Origin of the sequence: Pseudomonas arcuscaelestis (assembly GCF_016881005.1) — a bacterium.
GTDB classification, from domain to species: domain Bacteria; phylum Pseudomonadota; class Gammaproteobacteria; order Pseudomonadales; family Pseudomonadaceae; genus Aquipseudomonas; species Aquipseudomonas arcuscaelestis.
On the sequence record NZ_JACOPV010000012.1, the window covers coordinates 54,685 to 79,433 of the forward strand.

The window sequence follows — 24,749 nt, forward strand, 5'->3', positions numbered from 1 at the left end:
ACTCATGCAGCCGTACATTTCTCGCTTTATCTTCGCAGGCGTCGGCCTGGCACTGTGCGTACAGGCCAATGCGGCGAGCATCACCGGACAAATCAATGCCACGCTTACCTTGACGGCGAGCTGTCTGGTCAACGGCAATACGGGTAGCACCGGGGTGGACTTCGGTGCATTGGATTTTGGCACCACCGATGCGTTGTTCACCGAAGTCGCAGGGCAAGTACTGGGAGCAGGTGGGGCCATGAGCATCCTCTGCTCCAGCGGTACGGTACCCGTGGTTAAAGTCGGCACTGGCATAAACGATGGCCAGTCACCCGGTGGTACTCGATCCTTGGCGGATGGGGCAGGCAACTTTGTGCCCTACGACTTCTATACCGACTCCGGTCACTCCCAGCTTCTAGCGATAAACGGCACCATTACCCTGGCAACCAGCACCGGTGTGGCGCAGACGGTCAACCTCTATGGTTTGGCCAAGGGCAAAGCCGGTCTACCCGCCGGGGCCTATACCGACACGGTGAGCGTCGAGTTGAGTTTCTGACCCGTGCCGCGCACGTTTTGCGCGCTGCTGGGGCTGGCTGTGTGGGGCGCGCCGGCAACGTTGCCGGCGGCGACCACCAGCACGTTTCAAGTGAGCGCCCAAGTAGTTGCCGGGTGCTTGGTAGTTGGCGGCGCGAGCAACTATGGCGAGCTCAATTTCGGCACCTTTTCAGCACTTGCCGGCGGCGCCCCCACTACAGCGCTCAGTGCCGCATCCGTGTCCCTGCAATGCACGCCGGGGGTCACATTGCGCATGAGCGTCGATGCGGGGCGCAATCCGGGCAGCGGCAGCCGCAATCTCAAGCGCAACGCCGGCAGCCAATTGTTGGCGTATCAATTGTTCAGCGATGCCGGTTTCAGTCAGCCGCTGGGCATCGACCAGATCGTCGCTGTGAATTACAGCGACGCCAACGCTATCAAGTTACCGGTCTATGCCCGGGCACAGCTGACCGGCAAGCTGCCGGCCGGCAGTTACACCGATGTGGTGCAGGTGGTGCTGACCTGGTGAGAGGACTTGCCAGGTGTGTTCGACAACCAAGGAGAGTGTGAATGAGGGCATGTGTTGGCAATTCGCGCCGGATGATCAAGTGGCTTGGTTGTGCGCTGATCATGCTGGCGGGGGCGCCGTTGCAGGCGGCCACATCGGTGCTGATCTGGCCGATCGATCCTGTGCTTGAGGCCGACCAGAAGGCCGGTGCGCTGTGGCTGGAAAATCGCGGCACCACAGCGGCAAATCTGCAGGTAAGGGTGTTCGCCTGGCGCCAGGGTGATTATGACGATCAATACCAGGCCCAGCGCGAGATCATCGGCAGCCCGCCGGTGGCAACGATCGCGCCGGGACAAAAACAGTTGATCCGTCTGACCCGCACCGGCCCCTCTGCGGTAGGCCAGGAACAAGCTTACCGGATCATCATCGACGAAATTCCTCCGGCCTGGTCCGAGAACACACCTGCGGACAAACCACAGGCGGCTATCCGCTTTCAGATGCGCTACTCGGTGCCGCTGTTCGTCTATGGGCAAGGTCTGTGGGGCAAGACGGATGCCACTGGCCAGCGCGATCCGGCAAGTGTTGGCAAACCGGCATTGAGCTGGCGTCAGGTGTCGGTCCAGGGCCGGCCCTACGTGGAAGTACGCAACACCGGGCCGGTGCATGCGCGCCTGACCGATGTGGTGTTACAGCAAGGTGGGCAGAGCCGTCCGCTGGTCGAAGGTCTGCTCGGCTATGTGTTGCCCGGGGCCAGCATGCGCTGGCCAGTGCCGCAACCGATAACAGCTGCCACGGTCCTCAAAGGGCGGATCAATGGTCAGGAGCCGGCGCAAACCCTGAGTCAGGGTCAATAAGTACAAGGTAGTACCGCAGGAGCAGGGCCCAGGGAGGACCCGGTCATGGTTGGATACGGTGCGTGAGTATTTCTGCGGCCTTGGTGCGTCCACTGGCGCTGACGGCCTGTGCGCTGCTGGCGTTGGGCAGCGCGCCGTTGTTGGCTGGCGAGCTGCCTGCGCCGCCCACCAGCCTGGAAGCGGTTGGCGATGCGCAGTTGTCGTTGGAATTGGTAGTCAACCAAATGAGCAGCCCTGAATTGGTAGTGGTGCAGCAACGCGCCGGGCGCCTGTACATGGCGTCGGCGGACCTGCAGGCGGCAGGGGTGCAAGTGCCGAGGCTAGCGGAAGGGGACGTGGCGCTCGACAGCATCAATGGCCTGCATGTCGACTATGACAGTCAGGCGCAGCGCCTGCTGTTGCAAGTACCGCCTGCCTGGTTGCCGCTGCAAACCCTGGGCAACCAACAGCTATATCCGCTCAGCGAGGCGCGCAGCAGTTTGGGTGGTGTGTTCAACTACGACCTGTACCTGAACGACACCGATGACGGCGGCACCTACCTTGCCGCCTGGAATGAACTGCGCCTGTTCGACAGTTGGGGCACCCTGTCGACAACCGGTCAATGGCGCCAGGCGCTGGGCGGCAACCAGTTCGATGACAGCCAGCAGGGCTTTCGCCGCTACGACACAACCTGGCGTTATACCGATGAGGCGCGCTTGCTGACCCTGGAAATGGGCGACGTCCTCAGCGGCGCGTTGCCCTGGAGCAGTTCGGTACGTTTGGGGGGCGTCCAGCTGTCGCGAGACTTTGCCGTGCGCCCGGACCTGGTCACCTATCCTCTGCCAGCATTCGCAGGGGAAGCGGCAGTGCCGTCTTCGCTGGATCTGTTCATCAATGGCTACAAGAGCTCCAGCGCAGAATTGCAACCTGGGCCCTATACGCTTACCAATATTCCCTTCATCAATGGCGCTGGCGAAGCGGTGGTGGTGACTACCGACGCCCTTGGGCGGCAGGTCTCCACGACCTTGCCGTTCTACGTCACCAGCAGCCTGTTGCAGAAGGGCCTTGCGGACTTCTCACTGGCTGCTGGCAGCCTGCGTCGCGACTATGCCTTGCGAGACTTCGCCTACGGCCCAGGCGTGAGCGCCGCCAGCTTGCGTTATGGCCTGACCGATCGCTTCACGTTGGAAAGCCATGCCGAGGCGGCCGAGTCCCTGGCCTTGGGTGGCGTAGGCGGCAACCTACAGGTCGGCAATTGGGGCGTGGTCAACGCCGCCGTCAGCCAGAGCCGTTTCGACAGTCGCGGCGGCCAGCAAATAAGCCTGGGCTATCAGTACAACAGCCCGCGTCTGGGCTTCAACTATCAACGCTTGCAGCGCCGTGGCGATTACGCCGACCTGTCATTGCTCGACAGCCCTTACACGCGCCTGAGCCAGCGTAGCGAGCAAGTCACCCTGAGCCTGAACCTCAATCGCTATGGCAGCCTGGGCGCAGGCTATTTCGATGTGCGTGCAGGAGACAACAGCCGCACCCGCCTGCTCAACCTGAGCTGGAGTAAACCGCTGTGGGGCAACAGCAGCCTGTACCTGTCGGCGAACCGTGAGATCGGCGAGAGCCAATGGGCAGTACAGGCGCAATGGGTGATTCCGTTCGACCTCAACGGCACCTTGAGCCTGAGCGCTGAGCGTAACGACAACGGCGAGAGTCTGCAGCGGGTCAACTACAGTCGTGCAGTGCCGGGTGAGGGGGGCGTAGGGTTCAACCTTGGCTATGCCGGCGGCGACCAAGAGGCCTATCGCCAGGCTGACCTGACCTGGCGCTTGCAGTCTGTTCAGTTGCAGGTGGGGGCTTACGGCAATGCTGCTGACACCACGCGCTGGGCCGATGCCAGCGGTTCGCTGGTGTGGATGGACTCGGGTGTGTTTGCCGCCAATCGCATCGACGACGCGTTCGTTGTGGTCAGCACCGATGGCTTTGCCGATGTACCGGTACGCTACGAGAACCAGCTGGTGGGGCGCACCGACAGCCAGGGACATTTGCTCGTGCCCTGGAGCAGCGGCTATTACCGGGGCAAGTATGAAATCGACCCGATGGAGCTGCCCAGCACCGTGCAGGTGGCCCAGGTCGAGCAACGTGTCGCGGTTCGCCGTGGAGCAGGTTACTTGCTCGAATTTCCCATGCAGCATGTCGTAGCGGCCAGTATTCATCTGGTCGATAGCGCGCAGTTGGATCTGCCTTTGGGCAGCCAGGTGCTGCACGAGCAGAGCGGTGCGCGTACGGTCGTCGGTTGGGATGGGTTGGTGTACCTGGAGGGGCTTGCCGAACACAACAGCCTGGTGGTCGAGCGCAGTGCGGGCGGCAGCTGCCGCGTCCACTTCATGCTCGACAATGATCAGGCCCAGGTGCCGTTGATTGGGCCGCTGGTGTGTCGGTGAGGTATCTATTGGCGACGCTGGCCTTGCTGGCCAGTGCCCAGGCGCACGCCTTGTGTTCGGTGGTAGCCACCAGCCCTGCGGACTTTGGCACGGTCAACTCGACGTTGGTGCGTAGCGCGATCCAATCGGCATCGACCATTAATGCAGGCTTGCAGTGCACCGGCTCGTTGTTGAGTCTGTTAGCGACCAACGACCATTTCTATGCCAAGTTCACCCCGACTGCAGGCACCACTGGTCTGGTGGGGCCAACGGGTGATGTCATCAGGTACACCTTGTATGCCAATAACACCACCAACTACGCCATCACCCGTGGCCAGGCCTATGATTTTGCGCGCAATGGCATTATCGATGCCCTTGGCTTGCTCAACGGTACGGTGCCCAAAAGCGTGCCGATCTATCTGAAAACCCAGATCGGCAGCAATGTCGCCGCAGGCCTCTATCAGGAAACCCTCACGGTGGAGTGGAACATAAACTATTGCTATGGCATCGGCGCGCTCGGTGTGTGCCTTGGCCGGCAGACGTTCACACAGTCAACCAGCCTGACGGTCAAGCTGACAGTCAGTAACGATTGCCAGATCACCACCCCTCCCGTGAGCTTCGGCAGTGCGCCAGTAATCAGCGGCTTTTCCGCGGTCAACCAGAGCGTCAATTTGTCCTGCACCAAGGGCAGTAGTTATACCGTGGGCCTGGGGGAAGGGCAGAACGCGGCAGATGGGCGACGACGGATGAAATCTGCTGCCAGTAACTATTTGGCCTACGACATTTTCAAGAGCGCCGGCACTCAGCGCTGGGGCTCGCTTACCACAGCGCGCCGGGCCAGCAGCGACGCCGACATCAACCCGGGGGCTGGCACCGGTACGGGCAGTCAGATTTTCAACTACAACGCGAAAATCTATCCCGACCAGACCACGCCACCTGCAGGCACTTACCTGGATAACGTGATCCTCGATGTGCAGTTCTGAACATCGATCTGCTCCGTATAATTCCCCAAAACCTGAATCTGTAACTCAGTACACCCCAGCGCGCATAGTGACGGCCTCCGTGATGAGGTCCGAACCATGTATCAATATGACGAGTATGACCGTGCGCTGGTGTTCGAGCGCGTGGCGCAGTTTCGCGACCAGGTGCAGCGTTTCATGAGCGGCGAACTGAGTGAAGAAGAGTTCCTGCCACTGCGCCTGCAAAATGGCCTGTACATGCAAAAGCATGCCTACATGCTGCGCGTAGCCATTCCCTATGGCACCCTCGGCGCCCGCCAACTGCGCACCCTGGCGCAGATTGCCCGCGACTATGATCGCGGCTACGGCCATTTCACCACCCGCCAGAACATTCAGTTCAACTGGATTGAGCTGGCTCAGGTACCTGACATACTCCAGCGCCTGGCTGAAGTCGAAATGCATGCCATTCAGACCTCCGGCAACTGCGTGCGCAATATCACCACCGAGGCGTTCGCAGGTGTCGCAGCCGATGAATTGCTCGACCCTCGGCCGTTGGCCGAAATCCTGCGCCAGTGGTCGACCATCAATCCCGAATTCCTGTTCTTGCCGCGCAAGTTCAAAATCGCCATCTGTTCGGCCCATGAAGACCGTGCAGCCATCATGATGCATGACATCGGCCTGTACCTGTACCGCGATGGCCGAGGTCAGATGAGCTTGCGCGTTAGGGTTGGAGGCGGCCTGGGGCGCACACCGATTCTTAGCCTGCAGATTCGCGAAGGGCTACCTTGGCAGCATCTGTTGTCCTATGTCGAGGCGATTCTGCGTGTGTACAACCGGCACGGCCGCCGTGACAACAAGTACAAGGCGCGGATCAAGATTCTGGTCAAGGCCCTCGGCATCGAGGCGTTTGCCAAGGAAGTGGAGGAGGAGTGGCAACACATCAAGGAAGGCCCGGCGCAGCTCACCGAAGATGAGTACCAGCGGGTAGCGGCGGCCTTCGAGCCACCGGCCTACGCCAGCGTGGCCGATAACGACCTCAAGTACCAGACTCACCTGGCCCAGGACAGCGCCTTCGCGCGCTGGGTTTCCTGCTGCGTCAAACCGCACAAAGTGCCGGGTTACGCCAGTGTGGTGCTGTCGACCAAGCCCGGCGCAGTGTCGCCGCCGGGAGACTTGACGGCAGCGCAGATGGAGGCGGTGGCCGATTGGTCCGAACAGTTCGGCTTCGGTGAAATCCGCATCGCTCACGAACAGAACCTGATTCTGCCAGACGTGCGCAAGCAAGACCTGCACGCACTCTGGCGGCTGGCCTGTGAGCGTGAACTGGGCACTGCCAACATCGGCATGCTCACCGACATCATTGCCTGCCCCGGCGGTGACTTCTGCGCCTTGGCCAACGCCAAGTCGATCCCCATCGCGCAGTCGATTCAGCGCTGCTTCGAAGACTTGGACTACCTGCATGACCTGGGAGAGTTGAGCTTGAATATCTCCGGCTGCATCAATGCCTGCGGCCATCACCATATTGGCAACATTGGCATTCTGGGTGTCGATAAAAACGGCAGCGAGTGGTACCAGGTCACGCTGGGTGGCGCCCAGGGCAAGAACAGCACTTTAGGCAAGGTAATAGGTCCCTCGTTCAGCGCCGAAGAAATTCCCCGGGTCATCGAGCAGATCATTGCTACGTACTGCGCCTATCGCGAGCTGGACGAACCCTTTGTCGATACCGTGCGTCGAGTGGGCCTGGAACCGTTCAAGGAGCGGGTCTACGCCAAGCGTGCAGAGGAATTGATATGCGTAATGTAATTGCCTTGCGCAATGGCGAGCCGCAGCTTCTGCCCAATGATGACTGGCAGTTGCTGCGCGGCGGTGACATGACTTTGCCTGAAGGCAGGCTGATTCTGCCGCTCGATGCCTGGCTGGCACGCCAGGCGTTGCAGACCAATAAACAGGATGGGCTGTGGTTGGGGCCGGATGATGAAACCGAGGCGCTGCGTCCCTGGTTGACGCAGTTGCCACTCATCGCCGTCGATTTCCCCAGCTTTCGTGATGGCCGTGGCTACAGCCAGGCGTACCTGCTGCGCACACGCCTTGGCTGGAGTGGCGAGCTGCGGGCTATTGGCGATGTGCTACGCGACCAACTGAGCCATATGCGCCAGTGCGGCTTCGACAGCTTCGCGGTACGTGAAGACAAGTGCGCAGAGGACGCACTCAAGGGCCTGGCGGGGATGAGCGTGTTGTACGGTCGCTCGGTTATCGAGCCGCGGCCATTGTTCAGGCGGCGCTAGGGCTTCGCTAGAACGTGTAGCGATCGGCTTACTTGGTGGGTTGCGCTTCATCGCAGGGGCCTATCCTTGAGGGATAGGCCCCTTGAAGACTCAGAAAACGTGCCGCAGTAACCAGTACAATCCACCCGCCAGCACAATCGAGGCTGGCAACGTCAGTACCCAGGCCATCAGCAGATTGAAAATGGTCTTCATTTGCAGGCCTGAGCCATTGGCAACCATGGTGCCGGCCACCCCCGAAGACAACACATGGGTCGTCGACACTGGCAGGCCGTACATGTCGGCCGCGCCAATGGTGCACATTGCCACCAACTCTGCAGAAGCGCCCTGGGCGTAGGTCAGGTGCGTGTTGCCGATCTTCTCGCCCACCGTGACCACAATGCGGCGCCAGCCAACCATGGTCCCAAGCCCAAGGGCGATGGCCACGGCAATCTTGACCCACAGCGGTATGTAGCGCGTGGCGTCGTCTAGCTGATGCTTGAATAGCTGCACTTTGCCCTGGGTGTCGGCGCTGAATGTCACCAGTTGGTGTTTGTCGATCAGGCGAATGGTTTCGCTGGTCAGGTACATGTCGTTGCGCACGTTGACCATGGCTTCGGCGGGCACCCGGCTCAATGAGCCGTAGCCGGCGACTTCATCACCAATGGCGCCGCTCAGGGCGGCCAGGGCAGGCACCAGCTGCGGATTGGCTGCCGGTTGGCGAATAAATTCGGTCAGCACCTTTCTAGGGTCGGCACTCAACAATTGTGGGGCCTCACGCTGCAACGCATGTTGGGTGGCCTCGGCCACCGTGGCAAACTGCAAGGACTGTTCGGCAGGCATGGTCCGGTTCAGGGCGTAGGCCATGGGCAGTGTACCGACCAGAATCAGCATGATCAGGCCCATGCCTTTCTGGCCGTCATTGGAGCCGTGGGCAAACGACACCCCGGTGCAGGTCAGGATCAGCAAGCCGCGAATCCACCAAGGCGGGGGCGTATTGCCGACCGGTGCCTGGTACAGGTCGCGGCGCTTGACCAGTTGGCGCAATGCCAGCAACAACAAGGCGGCGCAGACAAAACCCACCAGGGGGGATAACAGCAATGAGTAGCCCACTTTGCTCGCCTGGGTCCAATCCACACCGCTGGTGCCGTCACGGCCGTGCATCAATGCATTGGCGACGCCGACACCGATGATCGAGCCGATCAGGGTGTGGGAGGAGGAGGCGGGCAGGCCCAGCCACCAGGTGCCCAGGTTCCAGATAATCGCCGACAGCAGCAGGGCGAAGACCATGGCGAAGCCTGCCGAGGAGCCCACCTTGAGCATTAACTCGACCGGTAACAGGGCGATAATGCCGAAGGCGACGGCACCGCTGGATAACAGTACGCCGAGAAAGTTGAAAAACCCCGACCACACCACTGCAACCGAGGCGGGTAGAGAATGGGTATAGATCACCGTGGCGACGGCATTGGCAGTATCGTGAAAGCCGTTGACGAACTCAAAACCCAGGGCGATCAGCAGCGCCACCCCAAGGAGCAGGAAGGGTGTCCAGGTAGTGACCACTGTACCGCTAGCATCGATATCTTGCACCAGGCTCCAAGCGGTGTAGAGCAACCCCGCCAGCAGTAGCCCGATGAACAGAGTCAGGGTGCCGCGGCTGGGCTTGTGGCTCAGGCGCGGCTTTGCATCGGGCGCGGCTGGCGATGTACGGCTGGCCAGCGTTGGGGTAGTCATAGTGACTCCGTGTTGGTTTACCTCCGGCAAGCATAAAAAAACTTTCTGAAATCAAGCTGACTACGATCAATGAAAGCTCTAGGCTGAGACAAAAAGTGACGAGGTGTCGATGATCCGCTGCAAGCGAGTTTATGACCCTATCGGGCCTGAAGACGGCCAGCGCGTGCTGGTAGACCGGTTGTGGCCGCGCAACAAGCGCAAGGATCAGTTGCAGGCGCTGTGGCTGCCGGAGGTTGCGCCCTCGACGACATTGCGCCAGGCCTTTCATAAGGGCGAAGTGGACTTTGCCGGGTTCACTCAGCGTTATCGTCAGGAGCTGACGGCTCGGCCGGAGCATTGGTGGTCATTGTTGGGTATGGCGGCGAAGGCTGACCTGACCCTGCTGTATGCTGGCAAGGACACCGAGCACAACAACGCACAGGTGCTGGCGCAATGGCTGGAGGATGAGCTGGACCGACAGGGGCCTGGCAGTTCGCCGGTTTGTTATGCCGGCGAAATCAAGCCCTGACCCTCGCCAATCGCCGCCAACATTCTCGACCCGGACCCATCCCATTGCAGCTTATTCCCGCTACCGACCAGCACTGCGCTTTTGCCCGCGATCTTACCCGCCGGGCCATGCTGCGTTATTACCGGGAATTCGATCTGCTCTGGATCGAAGACGCGTTCGATCAGGCCTGGGGCTGGCGTGAGCAATGGTTAATCATGGAAAACGACGAAGTTCTGGGCTTTTGCAGCCTCAGCCAAGACCGCCACGCGCTGTACATCCGCGAATTGCATCTGCTCGAGCAGGCCCGCGGGCGCGGTATTGGGGCAGAGGTGCTTGAGCAGTTGGCCGGCTGGGCTGCAGACCGGCGCTTGGGGCAGTTACGCCTGACCGTGTTCAAGAGCAACCCGGCGCAGGCCTTGTACCGGCGCCGGGGCTTTGAAGCGGTGGGTGAGGATGAATGCTTTTTGCGTATGCAGCGGGTTATCGTCTAGCGCTCTGTACACACGACAACGCACCTGGTGCCGCCGCCTGTGCCACCCGATTGACACGGACAATACAGCCCTGGCGCTGGGTGGCATCAAGCAAGGGCCCCTGAACGCTCAGCAGGTCGCCGATCAACAGGTTTTGCAACAGCGGTTTTCCTTCGAAGCGATTATGGCCGAGCACCACCTGCTGCACACCCTCGATACGTACCACCGCCTTGCCTGCTGTACCCAGGACATTGCCGCTGAGCGTCAGCGGACCCGCTAGCGGCGCAGCGTTGCGCACGCTGATGGCATATTCAGGGGTATTGCCGATGCGGTTATTGACGATGATTGCGCCGCTCACGTCGCTGGCATCCACGGCGCTGCCCTGGCTGTTGCCGACCAGGTTGTCTTCGATCAACAGCGGGGCCTGTGGGGTAGGCGCCAGGCTGCGCAGTTGCAGGCCGTTGCCGCGGCTGTCACCGATCAGGTTGGCGCTGAGCGATAGCGCGCCACGCTGGTCACTGATTTCAATGGCGGCCTTGTTCGCGCCAAGGATCAGGTTGCGCTCGATGCGAGCCACCGATTGTCCGCGCACCCGAATGCCGCTGTTGTTGTCGATACCGCGCAGTTGGTTGTTGACCACGCTGACTCGGCTGTCGCGCACGTCGATGGCGTACTGCTGGGACTGTTCGAAGCGGCTGTCGTCGATCTGCGCCTGACTGTGTTGCAGCTCGACAGCGCTGGACAGTTCTTTGAACTGGCTGTTACGCACGATCACCGTGGCTGGCGCGGTGTTCGCCGACTGTTGGCTGCTCAAGGCGGTAGTCAGGCCTCTGGATAAGTTGGCGTTGTAGCCAAGGCGCTCCAGCGTCGAACCGATCACCTGGGTATGGCTGCCTGCCCAGGCCACGACGAACGGGCGCCAGGCGCGGTCGGTGCTGCTGGGTTTGTCCCCGGCAACGCTGGCCAGGCGTGACTGGTTCAGGCCCAGCCAGCCTTGGTTGATCAGCGCGGTACCGGAGAAGCTGTACAAATACAGGCTGGTGCCTTCGAGCACCAGGCCGCCATCGCCCGCAATCATCAGCGGGTAGCTGAGCAGGTAACCGTCCTTGTAGCGTTTGATGATGCGCGGGTTGTTCAGGTCATCATGCAGTTGCGCCAGGGTAATGCTGCCGCCGCGAACGAGCACCGCTTGTGGGTGGTGTGCCTGATAACCGGCCATGGCCCGAAACAGCCCATTGTTGACGAACGGCTCGAACGGCCAGCTACCGGCCTGCGAGGAGAACATCGGTTGCAGGCTGACACTGGCACGGCCGACCGGGCGCGGGCGCTCGGTAACCTGCAGGTGCACCGCTTGGGTTACCTGTCGCTGCACCTGCTGCAACTGTGTTTGATGCTCATTCTCGCTGACGACACTCAGCGCTTGCTGCAGCGGCAGGCTTTGGCTTGCGGCCTGCGCCGTGCCTGCGCAGAGCAGGACGGCAAGACAGCAAAGGGATAGAGGGCGCATGGCCATGGCGATTCGTCCTTGGGTTACGGCAATTTGGGGTAGAGCGGCTTGAGCGGGCCGCCAATCTGGCTGTAGTTGTCGACGTCGCCGTCTTCGTTTTCGTACAGCTGGCGCGCCAGGCGATGATCCGGCGTTCGCGCCAGAAAGGGGATAAGCCAGGCCAGTTTATAAGGGGCCACCGAGGTCTGTGACTTGCCCTTGAGTTCAGGCAGCGCGTCGGGATCGAGGATGCTGCGCGCGGCAAAGTTGGCCAGCAGATCCAGGGTCTGTTGATCCTCGGTGCTCCAAGGCAAGTGATTGACCCGCGCCGATTCGGCGAGCAATACCAGGGGTACCAGTGCGTACTGACTGTAAGTGGCGGCCAGCTTGCCGCGAGCGACTTCCAGTGGCAGATAGGCATAACTGCCATCACTGGCTTTGACGGCTTGCTGCAAGCCACGGCGCAGGTTGCCGTCAGCCCACTGGATGAAATCGTCGCGCTGAATCAACATGCCGGTTGCCGCCACGGCCCAGGCAGCCCAGTAATCATGGTTGTTGAACCAGGCGAAGCTGGAGGCGCGGCGTGGCTGGTATTCAGCAATGATGCGCTCGCCCAACTGGGCGAACCATTCGCGCTGTTGCGCCGACAGTTGCAATTTGCCGTCGCTGGCGGCCTGGGTCATCAGTAAGGTCGAAGCCATTGCCGCCACCGCCCACTTGCGCGCCGCCATGCCGGTGCTGCTGGCGTCCGGGTTGAGCAGGGCGCCGGCTTGTGCCCAGTGCTGCAGCCATTGGTCCTGGCAGGCCAGGGCCATATTGGCTTCCTGTGGCGTTTTCGCCCGCTGGAAGCGCTTGCTGGCATAGATAAGCCCACCAATGAACTGCTTGACCTGCTTGCCGATTTTTTCGCTGTCGGCATCCGGGCTGCTGCGCAACGTCGACTTGGTCGCATCACGCTGGTCGTACTTGCTCTTCATCTGCAGGCTGCCGGTGTACGGCGCCGGAGGCTCCTTGCTGCACTGCAGGGTACGGTAGTCGGCGATCATCGCTGACTGCGTGGTTGCCCGAGGCGGCCAGATCGAACTGGCTGCCAGGCTTTGACTCAATTGCAGGCTGGCGCACAGGCTAAGGGCCAGTACGCTCCAGGTCTTCACAGGCATAGTCGGGTTTCCACCTGGGTGGCGGCAGTGCCGGGTTTGGTTGGCTCCATGAACACCGAGAGCAGGTTGGCACCGGCAAATTCCTTGGCGCGGCTCAACTCCAAGTAGTACTGGCCGCCGGTAACCACCGCTTCACGGCGGAACCAGACCTTGTCGCGAGCACCATTGTCGTAATAGACAATCACGTAGAAATCCTTGACGTTCTTGTCGCTGATGCGGATATCCAGGAAGCCGCCATTCACGGTCTTGCGTGCTTCGCCTGCGTTGCTGAGCAGCTCGATACGGTCGTTGACCTTCAGCGCAGGACGCTGCAGGCGGTTGGCCATAACTTCGCTGGACACCGGGCAGCCGCCCTTGATCGCCGGAATCAGCTGGCGGTACATCAGGTCCGACTCCAACTGATAGTTGGCCGGCAACTCCCAGATAATCAGCTTGGGCGGTGCCTTGGGCTTGTAGTTTTCCGACAACAGGTATTCAAGCAACGAGCCATCCTGGCCAACGCCGGGCAGGGCGTAGTTGAGGATGTCGACGTCCAGGTATTGCTTGAGGTAGCCGTCGAAGTTGAACTGCTTGCTTTCGTCTTCCCGAGCGGCGGCGTTACTGTCACCGACGAGAATTACTTGCGGGTCTGGAGCATCGTCGAACAAGGCATCGGCGCCCTGGTCTTCGGGGATCGTCTGGAAGCCGCGCACGTACTGAAAGCCGTAGTTGTTGCCACAGATGTAGCTCAGCGCCAGGTTCAAGGTACCGTCCTTGGGCAGCATCACCCCAGGCTCGGTGCGATAGTGTTTCTTGTCCAGCGCGGCATAGAACGGCTGGCGCCGGACTTCTTCGGCCAGAAGACGTGCGGTGGCCTCGGCGCCAGCCGGTGTCCAGTGGTGATCGCGGCGAAAGAAAAACTCACCTTCAGGTGGGTTTTGCACCAGTTGCATCATCGGTGCGACCACGGCGCCGCCACTGCGTAGCTGTTGCAGGTAGCTGCCCAGGTTGCCACTGGCGCGATTGAAGTCGAAGCCGTGCAGTTTGTCGGCATACAGCTTGTCGCGGTGCATCAGCCCGCGCGTTGGCTGGATGGCCATGGCCACCTGGATGCCCTGACGATGGAAGGTGTCCATCAGGCGGGCGAACTCCGGGCGCATAGGCGCCGGGATGCCGAAATTGTTGGTCAGGTCCACGGCTGAACGAAACAGCCAGCGGTCCTTGCCCGGAACGATTTCACGCATCAACTTCATGCGGCCTTCGGCGTAGTGCTGGGGGTTGCTCAAGCCGGGGCAAACCAGGCACTCCAGGCCTTTGCAGGTGGCCTGGTTGCTGTCGGCGGCGACACCCTGCACGCTGAACAGGGCGCCTGCGGCGGCGAGGCCAAGGGCGAATAGGCTTTTCATGGCGCCACTCACTCGCTCGCGTCGATGCTGTTGGCCAGGCTCATGCTCCGATAGCCAGTACCTTGAGGCAGCAGTACGTAGCTATAGGAGCGGCCTTTTTTCAGGAACAGCTCGTCGAACTGGGCAACTTTCTGCTGATCGTCATAGGCAGCAAAACCGATCTTGATTTCGTTGACCATGCGGCTGCCGGTTTGGTCCTGGCCCAGGGTGTCGACCACTACGCTTTTGCCGTCGACGGTCTTGAGCGCCACTTTGGTCGGGGTCAGGTTATAGAACGCGATCTGCGCTTTTTTCGGCTCGTTGACGTACTTGTCGGCGATCAGGGTCAACTTGCTGCCGTCATAGACCACGGTGCTGGCGGCGTTGGCCTTGAGTTGCGGTTCGATAGCCTTGTTCCCTACGGCGATCTTGTGGCTGCCGGCGGGCGTGAAGCGGTACCCACTGAGTTGCCCGGCGGCAACGCGCTGAGGGGTGAGTTTGCCACTGAGGGTCACGTCGATGTTGCTGTCAGACAAGTTGAGTACGCGCACGAAGGCCGAATCGGCGGGTGCTACGGCGTCGTACAGATCAGCATTGCCTTCTGCGGCGATGCCCTGGCTGCTGATCAGTACAAGGGTAGTAGCGGTGAGCAATTGCTTGAGCGAACGATTCATGATGATCTCCTTGAAAGTCTCAGAAATGTTGGGTCTGGCCGGGTCGGCTCAACGAGCCAAGGCGGTGGGCAAGCAGGGTACGCAGGGGGAACTCCCAGACCACTGTGTCGATCTGTGGGTTGTTCAGGTCGTCGCTGGCCAGGAACTGGTTCATGGCCTCGAACGGCCCGCGAGCTTCTACCGCGACACTGAGCAGGTCGCGGTTGAGGGCTTCCTTGAGAAAACCGGTGAAGTTCCAGTCGTCGATCTTGCTGTAGCTGGTGCCGACCAGCAGCAGGCTCTGTTGTTCGTCGGCGAACAGGGCGTCACTGTCCTGCTCGGCCTTGAGGGTTTCGTACAGGGCAATCTGATTGGGACCAAACTGCGGGGCCAGTTGTGCATGATTGAACTGCACATAGTTCATCAGGTCGCCCTTGACCGCTTTCTGCGCAACCTTGTGCGACACGTAGCGTTCATCGCCCAACAACTCTGGGCGCTGACGGGCCAGCTCATAAGCGGTCAGGCGTGCGCCTTCCGGGCTCCAATGGGTATCGGACTTGAGAAACAGCTCCGGGCCACCGAGGTTGCTCAAGAATGCCGAACGCACTGGCGTGACGTCGATCTTGTTTGCCTGCAGGCCCGCAACGAAGCGGTCGTACAGACTGATGGCGCGTGGGTCGACAGCGCGTTCGGCATGGCTTGAGTAGATGTCTACCTTCATCGGCAGGGGAAGCACGATCAGGCGCTTGTTGTGTGCCTTGAGCTTTTCTTCGACCTCGGCGATCTGCGCCAGTTGACCGTCGAGGTTAGCTTGCAGGTTGTTCGGCACACGGTACTCCTGGTTGGTGAACAACCAGCCGTCCTTGCCCAGCACCACACCTTTGGTGCCCTCGCCAAACAGGCGATATTGGGCGTTGGCCCACAGCTCTACCGACGGTTCGCGCAGGAAGAAGCGTTTGTCATAGACCTGTTCGAACTTGCGCAGCAATTTGCCATCGACAAACAGGTTCCAGGCATCGCTCTGGTTCTTGGCGAAACTGAACACCGGTGGTAGGGAGTAGATGAACATCCCTGCCAGCGCCACGGCAAAAAGAATGCCGTTGACCTTGCTCGCCGAATTCATGACCGGGTACATGGCGGTCTCCTAAAACTGAAAATACAGGAAGGGTGAAAAGGAGTTCGCCGCCAGGCTGCTCAGGGCCAGGGCGAAGCCGGCCCACAACAGCACGGCCTTGAGGCCACCGACATGACGCATGAAGTAGTGCTCTTTGTTGCCGGCGTAGTAGCGCACGTTGTTGCTACCGGCCAGCACCAGCCAGCACAGCGCGACGACGGCAAACGACATGGCCATTTTCGAAGCACCAAATACATAGAGGTCCAGCGACCCCAGGCCATTGAGACCAAACAGTGCCTGGTAGATGTCCAGGCTGTGGCGCAGGTCGTTGGTGAAAAACAGCGGCATACTCAGAATGATCAGCGCGAAGGTGCGCAGGTTGCGTCCCAGGTGATAAGGCGTGGTGATCTTGGTTGCCAGGTTGTACTTGCGTTCGATGACCATGCCCAGGCCAAAGAACAGACCCCAGCAGATAAAGGCAAAACTCGCACCGTGCCACAGCCCCGACAGCAACATGGTGTAGACCAGCGCGGGCAATGCTCCGGCAACGCGCTTGCGCACCAGCGGCATGTACACGTAATCGCGCAGAAAATGCGCCAGGGTCATGTGCCAGCGTGCCCAGAACTCGGTGATGCTCTGTGACACGTACGGCTGGTTGAAGTTTTCCGGGAAGCGGAAACCCATCATCAATGCCAGGCCCAAGGCCATATGACTGTAGCCAGCGAAGTCGAAGTACAGCTGCAGGGTCGAGACCATCAGGCCGAACCAGGCGTCACTGAGCTGCAAGGTACCTTCGCTGATGAACAGCACGTTGATCGGCGCCAGTTGGTCGGCGATCAGTACCTTCATGATAAAGCCGAGCATGAAGCGACAAACCCCCAGGGAAAACAGCTCCAGGGAGTGAGTGCGTTGACGCAGTTGCGGAGCCAGTTGGCTGTAACGCAGGATCGGGCCCGCGACCAGGTGCGGAAACAGCGCCACGAAGGCGGCGAAGTCGATGAAGTTGTTCGTTGGTGTGGCATCTTTGCGGTAGATGTCGACGATGTAGCTCAGGGCGTGGAACACATAGAAGGAAATGCCCAGCGGCAGGAAGATCGTTTCCAGCGTCCAGGTGTTGATACCCAGCGGCGCAAGCAGGGCGGCAAGTACTTCAGCGCCGAAATTGGCGTACTTGAAGTAACCGAGGGTCGACAGGTTGCCGACGATACCGATCCACAGCAGGCGCAATGCCCAGCGTTTGTCACCTGCGTCCAGGCGCGCCTTGATGCGCAGGCCGAACCAGTAGTTCCAGTAAGTGATGGCGACGAACAGCAGCAAAAAGTCCGGCCGCCACCAGGCATAAAAAATGTAGCTGGCAGCGACAATGACGGTTGAGCGCCACTGCGGTCGCGACAGGAAGTACACCGCCAGGAACAAGGGCAGGTACAGGAATAGGAAGACGTTGGAGGCGAAGATCATCGAAGGGTCCGTCCTTAGTAGCTGACTACGACGCCGAGGCTCAACTGGTAGTCGTCGCCGGTTTTCAATGCGCTACCGGCATTGAGGTAACTGGCGCTGACCAACGCGTTGACATCCAGGTGCTTGCCGTCGAGTGCCACCGGAAACATCTTCCAGTAGTAGTTGAGGTCGAGCATTTGCCCGACGTTGTCGCCCTTGCCGTACTGGCCATTGTCAAGTTGTCGCTGGCGCTTGCTACGACTGTCGCTGGCCATGCGGATCGGCACCACGCCATCATCGTCGCGCATGTTCAGCTGGGTAAGACGCAGGTCCAGGGCGCTGCGAGGTGTGGGCTGGGTTTCCAGGGCGATGCCGTAGTAACTCAGGTTCTGCAGATCAATGCTGACGAAGGAGCTGGTCAGACGCGTGCTGTACGAGCCTTGGCGCGTGATACGGTCGGACTGGATAGTGTTGAGGCGGAAACCGTCGTTGTCGTCGCTCGGCTTATCGGTGAGGCCGCCGCGCAGGGCCACACGCGGTGTCCAAGGCAGTGTTTCAAAGCGCTTGCCGACCTCGCCCAGGGCGACCCAACCCTTGCTGCTGTGGCCGGTGGTGGTCACACCAGTGCCATTGGTGTTGTCCATCTTGCCATCGAGCGCGGCCAACTCCACGTGATAGTCGCTGATGACCGGTGACGGCAGATTGTCGCCCTTGAAGAACAGCCCGTAGCGCATGCCCTTGAAGTCGTAGCGGTCGTCGACATCATGGTCGCTGCGGTCGTTCTCGTACATCATGCGCACGCCGGCACGGTTGTTCTCGCTCCAGCGGTAGGCGTACTCGCCCATTACGTAGAGCGTGCGTTCTTCGCTGGCCGGAAGGCTGTTGACGTCGGTGTTGTAGTTATGAAATTTCTGGCCCACGGCCAGGAAGGCGTCGGAAAAGGTGTCCTTATAGTTGAAGCGCACAGACTCAAGGCTGTCGTCCCACCACAGGCCGTAGTCGTCGAAGAAACGCTGACGACCGAATGACATCGAGTAGCGCGGATCGTCGCCGATCAGGTTGCGCTTCACATACAGCTCGCGCAGCTCGGCATACCAGCCTTGCGGTTGCTCTCGAACATTATTGTTGTTGGTAGATTCGTTCTGCAGGTTGCCCGATTGGCTGGAGTCGTAGTTCAGCCACATGCGGCCGTAGACCATCCACTTGGCCCAGCGTTTTTCCGGCGAATACCAGGCGAACGAAGGCTCGTAGCGCAGGCTGTAGAACATCTCGCGGTCGCGGTCGACCTGCGAGTCTTCCGGGCCGTAGCCGGTCTGTACCGTAAGTTTGTTGAAAAACTCCGAGGTGATGACAGGCGTGCTGCCATCGCTGGGCATCACTCGCACAGGTTCGGTGCTATCAGCTTCAGGGCCGGTGATTTCTTCTGCGGCCATGGCCGGGTGTAGCGGGGTCAGGGCCAGCAGGGCACCAAACAGGGAGTGATGCGCTTTCACAGGGTTGTCTCCTTCAACAGATCGGCGCGCGCCGCCAGGGCGCGGTCGATGTCATCCTTTTTGAGAGTTTTTTCCAGGCGCTTGATCAAGCTGCGCGCCCCGTTTTCACCGAGTTCCAACGCCACCTGGGCGTAGGCGTAGGCTTTGACCGGGTCGTGGCAGATGGCGCGGCCATAAGCATGCAGGGTGGCCATGCGGTACCAGGCAGTGGTAGAACCGGCGTCGGCCTGGGCCTGGAAAATTTGCAGGGCCTTTTCCTGATCCGGTTGGTCTTCCACACCTTTGCTGTAGTACTCGGCCAACAGCAGCTGAGCGTCAGGGTAATTGCTGGCGATCAGTTCATCGATCAGCGCCCGGGCCTTCTGCGGGTCGAGTGTCAGCCAGTTGTTGACCATGTAGAACGACGCCTGCAGGGCCTTGGCGCGGGTTGGTTCGCGGGCCTGCACCTGGTCGATCAGGGCCTGGGTTTCCTCGGCGTTGTGCTCGGTGGGCGTGGAAATCATAAAGTTCGCCCTGGACACCATGGCCGGGACAAAGCCGCGGTCGGCGGCGTTGTCACGCCAGCGGTGGGCCTCGGCCAGGGCCGCATCGAGAACATCGCGTTGGGCCTTTTCCACCGCCAGTTGCGCGGCATCGGGCTGCGTACCGGCAGGGCCCATGGCAGCGCTTTGCCGTGCGTAGCGGTCTGCTTCAAAATCGGCGCGCTGCACGCTGCTGATGCTTTCGAGCAGTGAACCGATGCGCTGCACGATCTCAACTGCAAGGGTTGAGCGCTGGGGCTCCAGGCTACGGGCAAATACCGGGAACGCGCGGTCCTGATCGTCACCCAGGAAGCGGTAATATCGATCGATTGCACGCACGTCCACACGCGCCGCCTGTTGGTACCAATGCTCTGCGCCCTGACGATCGCCTTGACGTTCAGCCAGCACGGCACGGAAAAGCTCCGGGCGGCAGTTGAGCAGGCACGACTGTTGGTACAGCGCCAGCAATTGCTCGGCATCGCCGGTGGATACCAATTGCGGGTAGACCAGGAACACCTCAAGGGTGGTACTGGCGTTGCGCGGGTCCAGGGTCGCCGGGTAGCGCGTCAGGGCCTGGGCCATCCAGTCGCGTTGTTCCTGTTGCAGACTGGGCGTGCGGTCGAGCAGGCGCGCCAGGGAAGTCAGCGCCGGAATCTGACCGTGGCCGTCGGCGAACGCAGCCTTGTACAGGTCGATGATTTCCATGCGGTTGGCACCATTGGTGCTGGCCAGGACATCGCCCAGCAGCAGCTTGGACGCCAGGTCGCCCCGCTCGGACAGCAGGCGCAGGTCGCCGCTGACATTGGCACTCGGGTCCTTGTACAGCGCGTAGCGGATCTGATCCAGACTCTGTCCGGCCGAAACGGCGCCGGCGCACGCCACGCACAGGCTGGCCAGCAACAGGCGGGAGGGCATCATCGCGTTCATCGCCAATTCTTCCTTTTTGCTCAGCGCGATGCCGTGAACGGCAGGCTCAGGAACAGATCAACAGCCACCGGCTTCTGATAAGCCTCGCGCGGCAACGGGGAGTCCGGGGCGATGGTCAGCGCCAGGTTTTTGTTAACCTCGTCGACACGGGAATCCACTACCTTGCCGGTGAAATTTTCATCCAGACCGAACACCTTCATATCCACCGACTTCACTCGGGAGATATCGGCAAGCTTGTCGAAGGGCACGTTGGCGGTGACGAACAGGCCTTCATTGCGCGGTAGCAGGTGCATCAGCGGTGCCTGCTTGTAGCCGTAGCCATCGAGGGGCTTGGTGGGGAAGTAGACTTCGCAATCGCATGGGCTGTTGATCACCGTCTCGATAGTTGCGCGTCCAAGCAGGGTCTGCAGATCCCCCGGCGACAGATCCGCCACCGCTTTCATGTCCGCCGGGCTGGTGAAGCTGGTAGCCAACTGGGTAGAGATATTGGCCAGGGGCTGGCCGGCCTTCACATCCGCCTGACCGGGCTTGAGGAGAAACTTCACGTAGCCGTTGTCGGGCATGCTGATGATTTGTGCGTTGGCTGAAACCTGCGCCTGTACGGCGGGAATGCGGAAAAACAGCATGTAGCTCTTGTAGGCCACGAAGCCCGCCGCAGCGAGGCCGGCAGCGGCGTAGAGCAGGGTGCCGGCCACGGCCTTGAGGCGATCGCCGCCGTTGCGTGCACTGGCCTGCTGTTGCTTGCGTTCCTTGATGTAGTTTTCCCGCTGCATCACGTTGAACAGACCATTGATGTCGGCAATTTCGCCCGACAGGTAGGCACTGATGATGTAGCGCAGGATGTCGCGCTTTTGCGCATCCAGGTCGACGAATTGTGCGCCTACTTCCTCACCGCGCTGGGAGACGATGCGCACTTTGCTGTCCAGGCTCAGGTTCAACTGATTCAGGCGCAGGCGAATCGAGGCGTTGTACAGGCTGCCGATGGTCAGCGGCTTGTCATGACGCAGGCCGATGCCGCCCAGGGAGATGTCCTGGACGTTGGTTTCAATGGTGGGCTGTCCGGCTGCTGTCAGGGTGATGTGAGCATTGATCCGGGTGCGCACGTGCTGGCGTTCGTCGATAGCTTCGTGAACGACATTGGCTGCAGCTTTAGCGGGAACTGTAGGTGTACTTGAGCTACTCATGGCAGGCGCCTTTCCTTAACGTTGCGTGAGTTCGAGAAGAACCGAGATAACCCCGAAGAAAATCGCGATGGAGGAGAACAACATCGCTTTCGAAGACCAGCGGTTCAGGGCTGCATCGAAGTCGACGCTGCCGTTGCTTAATGTGGTTTTCTGACGGGTCCAGCGCTGCTGGTCCATGTGGAACAGCGCATAGATCTTCATCACCGAGCCGACGATCTGGTTGTAATAAAGAACAAAGGGGTACATCGGGCTGACCGGGTGGCCGGCAAACAGGAACAGCACGGTGACAATGCTGCGCGACAACAACACCCAGAACAGATACACCAGCAGATACTGGATGCCGAACACGACGCCAGCCACTACCGAGGCGGTAAGGCCCATCAGGCAGGTCCACATCGATACTCGTTGATCGAGCAGTACATACAGGGTGAACAGGCCCAGGCGCGCACGGCCGAGCAGGGCGGTGGCGCGGAAGTTCTGTCGCAACGAGTTGCCGTACCAGCGGAACATCAACAGTCGCGTGGCTCGCCAGAAGCTGTTGTCTGGTGGATGCTCGACGGTCAGGGTGTTGCTGTCGGGCACGTAGAAGGTGTCCCAGCCGGCGCGCATCAGGCTCAGCCACGATGACTTGTCGTCACCGGTGAGAAACTGGAAGCGACCCAGGCGCCAGTGTTCGAGAAAATCGGCTTCGACGTCGCGGATGAAGGCAGGTTCGGTCATGACGCTGGCGCGAAAGAACGACAAGCGTCCGGTCAGGGTCAGTACGCGGTGCGACAGGGCCATGGAGCACATATTGATATGGCGCTGGACGAAACGCATCGAGTGCCACTGGCGCATCAGGTTGCTGCCTTCGACTTCGCAGAACTCGTTGGTTGTCAGGCCGCCGACCTTGGGCAGGTAGGCGAACAGTTTCACCGCGCGCTCTACACAACCGGGCAGCATCATGGTGTCGCCATCGACCACGCCGACAACCGAGTCTTCCAGTGGCATTTGCCGCGACAAGGCACGAAACGCGTGGGCCAGGCCATCACGCTTGCCGGTGCCACGGGCGCGCACGATAACCAGCTTGATATCGTCGCGACCCTTGACCTCGTTGCGCATGATTTCCTTGATGAACTGCTCGTCGCCTTTTTCGACAATCGAGGCGATCACTGTGCAGGGCACATTGAGCCGTTGTATTTCCTGGAAAACCGACTGGTAGACCTTGAAGGTGGTATGGGTGGGAATGCGAAAACTGGTCACCACCATGAACATATGCGCCGGCAGCGCGGCATCACCCATTCGCTCGACAGCCTTGCGGATGCGTGGAAACTTCCAGTGCAGGAAATACATGCCACGCAGGTAGTGCACGATGGCATTGCCATATCGCCACATACCCAAGGTGCCGATGATAAAGATGAAGCTGTGGTGGCTTGGGTCCAGATACGCCGGAGCGATCATTTCCGAGGCCAGGGCGATCAGGCCGAACAGGCAGGCCCAAGCGCAAAAGCTTGCGGCTCCCCGGCGTGCGCCTGAAGGCAGTTGTTGCTGTCGTTCCATCTAACCGTTGCTCCGTTCTACAGGCACTTGAGCCTGACTGAAATGCGCACTTACCAGGCCCGGCCGCGGGGCGGCAGGCAGAAAACGGCAGGTGTTCAGTTCGGTCAGGCGCAAACCTGGATTGCTTGCCCGGTGCTCTCTACGTAGCTTGGGCGTTACCAGCAGATACCCTGTTGGTTGTCATTGCTGCCATGGGGCATGAAGCCGACCAGGTCGATGACCTGTTTGTCACCTGCAACATCCAGCGCCTGGGCGAAGCTATCGTCATTGTTGCCGAGCACGATGACGTCGGCGCCATTGATCACTCTGCTCAGGTCGTTGCACAGCAGCGACGAAACATGAGGGATCTTCGATTCGATGTACTCGCGGTTGGCACCGAAGACGCGGGCGTACTCGACGTTGGCGTCGTAAATGGTCAGCTCGTAGCCTTTGCCGATGAGCATTTCCGCCAGTTCCACCAACGGGCTTTCACGCAAGTCGTCAGTGCCGGACTTGAAGCTCAAGCCGAGAAGACCGATGCGGCGTTTGTCCTGGCGGGCAATCAGGTCGAAAGCGTTGCGTACCTGGTTGCGGTTGCTGTCCATGATCGAGGCCAGCAACGGGTGCTCGACGTCCAGTTGTCCGGCGCGGTAGGTGAGGGCGCGTACATCCTTGGGCAGGCAAGAACCGCCAAAGGCAAAACCTGGACGAAGGTAGTAGCGCGACAAGTTGAGTTTGTAGTCCTGGCAGACCACGTCCATGACTTCACGGCCATCGACGCCGGAGGCCTTGGCGATGTTGCCGATCTCGTTGGCAAAGCTGACCTTGGTCGCATGCCAGACGTTACAGGTGTACTTGATCATTTCGGCGACTTCGATCGACTTGCGAATCACCGGTGCATCAAGGCCCTTGTACAACGACTCGAGAAGGTCACCGGACTGTTGGTCCAGTTCACCGATCACGGTCATTGCCGGGAAGTCGTAGTCCTGGATAGCGGTGCTTTCACGCAGGAACTCAGGGTTCACGGCAACCCCGAAGTCAATCCCGGCACGTTTGCCCGAGGCCGCTTCAAGCAGGGGAATGACCACGTTCTTGGCGGTGCCGGGTAGTACGGTGCTGCGCACTACAACGGTGTGACGGCTGGCTTTGTCGCGTAGGGCCATGCCGATTTCGCGGCACACCGCCTCCATGTAGACCAGATCCAGGTCGCCATTTTTCTTGCTTGGAGTGCCGACGCACAGTAGCGACATTTCCGTAGCCAGTACCGCAGCCTGAACGTCGGTGGTGCCACGCAGAAGACCGCGGTTGACGCCATCGAGCAGAAGCTGCTCGAGTCCAGGCTCGACGATCGGGGACTTGCCCTGGTTGATCATGTCGATCTTGTCCTGGGAAATGTCGACCCCCATCACCTGATGTCCCCGGGAGGACAGACACCCTGCACAGACAGCACCTACATAACCCAATCCAAAAATACTGATATTCATAGTTCCCTCTTGCGAGCACAGCCTGGCTGTCCCGGTTACTCAGTTTATCGGTGAAATCGATGCGGCGAGCGCGCGATATCGTATCGCGCGCTGGACAGGCGACGGCCGTGTTGTTCGTTCTCTTGTTTATATCCTAAGGGGAGTTTTTTTAGTTAGGCAAGCACTCTATTGATTGATGTTGAAATGAAACTAATATTAATTTGTTGCTAGTTAAAAACTCTTTAAAATCAAT

21 protein-coding genes are annotated in these 24,749 nt (G+C 60.2%); 9 read left to right on the forward strand and 12 right to left on the reverse strand.

Annotation, left to right across the window (positions count from 1 at the left end; genetic code table 11):
* Positions 1 to 4 precede the first annotated feature (4 nt).
* The 7 genes from H8F21_RS18995 (at position 5) to H8F21_RS19025 (ending at position 7,512) form a co-directional block, all read left to right on the forward strand.
* A complete protein-coding gene (locus H8F21_RS18995) occupies positions 5 to 535 on the forward strand; it encodes a Csu type fimbrial protein (protein ID WP_203478570.1) in 531 nt (176 codons plus the stop codon).
* A 3-nt stretch (positions 536 to 538) separates the two neighbouring features.
* Positions 539 to 1,042, forward strand: coding sequence for a Csu type fimbrial protein (locus tag H8F21_RS19000; RefSeq protein WP_203478569.1), 504 nt, complete (start codon positions 539 to 541; stop codon positions 1,040 to 1,042).
* 71 nt (positions 1,043 to 1,113) lie between these two features.
* Complete coding sequence (locus H8F21_RS19005; RefSeq protein WP_203478641.1) at positions 1,114 to 1,875, forward strand: fimbrial biogenesis chaperone; 762 nt, start codon at positions 1,114 to 1,116, stop codon at positions 1,873 to 1,875.
* A gap of 83 nt (positions 1,876 to 1,958) precedes the next feature.
* Positions 1,959 to 4,289: a fimbria/pilus outer membrane usher protein gene (locus tag H8F21_RS19010; RefSeq protein WP_328824517.1), complete on the forward strand. Its 2,331-nt coding sequence runs from the start codon at positions 1,959 to 1,961 to the stop codon at positions 4,287 to 4,289.
* Positions 4,286 to 5,251, forward strand: coding sequence for a Csu type fimbrial protein (locus H8F21_RS19015; RefSeq protein ID WP_203478568.1), 966 nt, complete (start codon positions 4,286 to 4,288; stop codon positions 5,249 to 5,251). The genes H8F21_RS19010 and H8F21_RS19015 overlap by 4 nt, the downstream gene beginning before the upstream one ends.
* Before the next feature lie 96 nt (positions 5,252 to 5,347).
* Positions 5,348 to 7,030, forward strand: coding sequence for a nitrite/sulfite reductase (locus H8F21_RS19020; protein WP_203478566.1), 1,683 nt, complete (start codon positions 5,348 to 5,350; stop codon positions 7,028 to 7,030).
* Positions 7,018 to 7,512: a DUF934 domain-containing protein gene (locus H8F21_RS19025; RefSeq protein WP_203478565.1), complete on the forward strand. Its 495-nt coding sequence runs from the start codon at positions 7,018 to 7,020 to the stop codon at positions 7,510 to 7,512. Before H8F21_RS19020 ends, H8F21_RS19025 begins: the two co-directional genes overlap by 13 nt.
* Positions 7,513 to 7,602: 90 nt before the next feature.
* Here H8F21_RS19025 and H8F21_RS19030 read toward each other — a convergent pair whose 3' ends face one another.
* Positions 7,603 to 9,219 (reverse strand): inorganic phosphate transporter, encoded by a 1,617-nt coding sequence (locus H8F21_RS19030; RefSeq protein ID WP_203478564.1) that lies wholly within the window; start codon positions 9,217 to 9,219, stop codon positions 7,603 to 7,605.
* A gap of 109 nt (positions 9,220 to 9,328) precedes the next feature.
* On the opposite strand from H8F21_RS19030, the gene H8F21_RS19035 reads away from it, so the two are divergent.
* Both H8F21_RS19035 and H8F21_RS19040 read left to right on the forward strand, forming a co-directional pair.
* On the forward strand, positions 9,329 to 9,727 hold the full coding sequence (locus H8F21_RS19035; protein ID WP_203478563.1) for a DUF488 domain-containing protein: 399 nt from the start codon (positions 9,329 to 9,331) through the stop codon (positions 9,725 to 9,727).
* A gap of 38 nt (positions 9,728 to 9,765) precedes the next feature.
* On the forward strand, positions 9,766 to 10,197 hold the full coding sequence (locus tag H8F21_RS19040) for a GNAT family N-acetyltransferase (RefSeq protein ID WP_203478638.1): 432 nt from the start codon (positions 9,766 to 9,768) through the stop codon (positions 10,195 to 10,197).
* Here the strand turns inward: H8F21_RS19040 and H8F21_RS19045 are convergent.
* From H8F21_RS19045 to H8F21_RS19095, 11 genes are all read right to left on the reverse strand, one after another.
* Positions 10,187 to 11,689: a right-handed parallel beta-helix repeat-containing protein gene (locus tag H8F21_RS19045; RefSeq protein WP_236043112.1), complete on the reverse strand. Its 1,503-nt coding sequence runs from the start codon at positions 11,687 to 11,689 to the stop codon at positions 10,187 to 10,189. The genes H8F21_RS19040 and H8F21_RS19045 overlap by 11 nt on opposite strands.
* 17 nt (positions 11,690 to 11,706) lie before the next feature.
* The gene (locus H8F21_RS19050; protein ID WP_203478562.1) at positions 11,707 to 12,822 is read right to left on the reverse strand and encodes a polysaccharide lyase; all 1,116 of its coding nucleotides are present in this window, start codon (positions 12,820 to 12,822) and stop codon (positions 11,707 to 11,709) included.
* A complete protein-coding gene (locus tag H8F21_RS19055; RefSeq protein WP_203478561.1) occupies positions 12,813 to 14,207 on the reverse strand; it encodes an alginate O-acetyltransferase AlgX-related protein in 1,395 nt (464 codons plus the stop codon). The genes H8F21_RS19050 and H8F21_RS19055 overlap by 10 nt, the downstream gene beginning before the upstream one ends.
* 8 nt (positions 14,208 to 14,215) lie before the next feature.
* Positions 14,216 to 14,860 (reverse strand): alginate O-acetyltransferase AlgF, encoded by a 645-nt coding sequence (locus tag H8F21_RS19060; protein ID WP_203478560.1) that lies wholly within the window; start codon positions 14,858 to 14,860, stop codon positions 14,216 to 14,218.
* Positions 14,861 to 14,879: 19 nt separating this feature from the next.
* Positions 14,880 to 15,974, reverse strand: coding sequence for an alginate O-acetyltransferase (locus tag H8F21_RS19065; protein WP_136475613.1), 1,095 nt, complete (start codon positions 15,972 to 15,974; stop codon positions 14,880 to 14,882).
* 9 nt (positions 15,975 to 15,983) lie between these two features.
* Positions 15,984 to 17,411, reverse strand: a complete 1,428-nt coding sequence (locus tag H8F21_RS19070) for an MBOAT family O-acyltransferase (protein ID WP_203478553.1) — start codon at positions 17,409 to 17,411, stop codon at positions 15,984 to 15,986.
* Between the two features lie 14 nt (positions 17,412 to 17,425).
* Entirely contained in the window at positions 17,426 to 18,883 is a 1,458-nt protein-coding gene (locus H8F21_RS19075) for an ion channel protein AlgE (protein ID WP_203478551.1), read from the reverse strand.
* Positions 18,880 to 20,331, reverse strand: a complete 1,452-nt coding sequence (locus H8F21_RS19080) for a sel1 repeat family protein (RefSeq protein WP_203478550.1) — start codon at positions 20,329 to 20,331, stop codon at positions 18,880 to 18,882. The genes H8F21_RS19075 and H8F21_RS19080 overlap by 4 nt, the downstream gene beginning before the upstream one ends.
* 20 nt (positions 20,332 to 20,351) lie before the next feature.
* Positions 20,352 to 21,515, reverse strand: coding sequence for a PilZ domain-containing protein (locus H8F21_RS19085; RefSeq protein WP_203478549.1), 1,164 nt, complete (start codon positions 21,513 to 21,515; stop codon positions 20,352 to 20,354).
* A 15-nt stretch (positions 21,516 to 21,530) separates the two neighbouring features.
* Entirely contained in the window at positions 21,531 to 23,054 is a 1,524-nt protein-coding gene (locus tag H8F21_RS19090; protein WP_203478548.1) for a glycosyltransferase, read from the reverse strand.
* 155 nt (positions 23,055 to 23,209) lie between these two features.
* Positions 23,210 to 24,517: a nucleotide sugar dehydrogenase gene (locus H8F21_RS19095; protein WP_203478545.1), complete on the reverse strand. Its 1,308-nt coding sequence runs from the start codon at positions 24,515 to 24,517 to the stop codon at positions 23,210 to 23,212.
* Positions 24,518 to 24,749 lie beyond the last annotated feature (232 nt).

Coding starts and splice junctions, on each gene's coding strand:
- H8F21_RS19045 (WP_236043112.1), bottom strand. CDS start 11,689: ATGGCCATGCGCCCTCTATCCCTTTGCTGTCTTGCCGTCCTGCTCTGC.
- H8F21_RS19055 (WP_203478561.1), bottom strand. CDS start 14,207: ATGAAAAGCCTATTCGCCCTTGGCCTCGCCGCCGCAGGCGCCCTGTTC.
- H8F21_RS19095 (WP_203478545.1), bottom strand. CDS start 24,517: ATGAATATCAGTATTTTTGGATTGGGTTATGTAGGTGCTGTCTGTGCA.
- H8F21_RS19065 (WP_136475613.1), bottom strand. CDS start 15,974: ATGTACCCGGTCATGAATTCGGCGAGCAAGGTCAACGGCATTCTTTTT.
- H8F21_RS19085 (WP_203478549.1), bottom strand. CDS start 21,515: ATGAGTAGCTCAAGTACACCTACAGTTCCCGCTAAAGCTGCAGCCAAT.
- H8F21_RS19030 (WP_203478564.1), bottom strand. CDS start 9,219: ATGACTACCCCAACGCTGGCCAGCCGTACATCGCCAGCCGCGCCCGAT.
- H8F21_RS19005 (WP_203478641.1), top strand. CDS start 1,114: ATGATCAAGTGGCTTGGTTGTGCGCTGATCATGCTGGCGGGGGCGCCG.
- H8F21_RS19035 (WP_203478563.1), top strand. CDS start 9,329: ATGATCCGCTGCAAGCGAGTTTATGACCCTATCGGGCCTGAAGACGGC.
- H8F21_RS19080 (WP_203478550.1), bottom strand. CDS start 20,331: ATGAACGCGATGATGCCCTCCCGCCTGTTGCTGGCCAGCCTGTGCGTG.
- H8F21_RS19025 (WP_203478565.1), top strand. CDS start 7,018: ATGCGTAATGTAATTGCCTTGCGCAATGGCGAGCCGCAGCTTCTGCCC.
- H8F21_RS19020 (WP_203478566.1), top strand. CDS start 5,348: ATGTATCAATATGACGAGTATGACCGTGCGCTGGTGTTCGAGCGCGTG.
- H8F21_RS18995 (WP_203478570.1), top strand. CDS start 5: ATGCAGCCGTACATTTCTCGCTTTATCTTCGCAGGCGTCGGCCTGGCA.
- H8F21_RS19050 (WP_203478562.1), bottom strand. CDS start 12,822: ATGCCTGTGAAGACCTGGAGCGTACTGGCCCTTAGCCTGTGCGCCAGC.
- H8F21_RS19090 (WP_203478548.1), bottom strand. CDS start 23,054: ATGGAACGACAGCAACAACTGCCTTCAGGCGCACGCCGGGGAGCCGCA.
- H8F21_RS19060 (WP_203478560.1), bottom strand. CDS start 14,860: ATGAATCGTTCGCTCAAGCAATTGCTCACCGCTACTACCCTTGTACTG.
- H8F21_RS19070 (WP_203478553.1), bottom strand. CDS start 17,411: ATGATCTTCGCCTCCAACGTCTTCCTATTCCTGTACCTGCCCTTGTTC.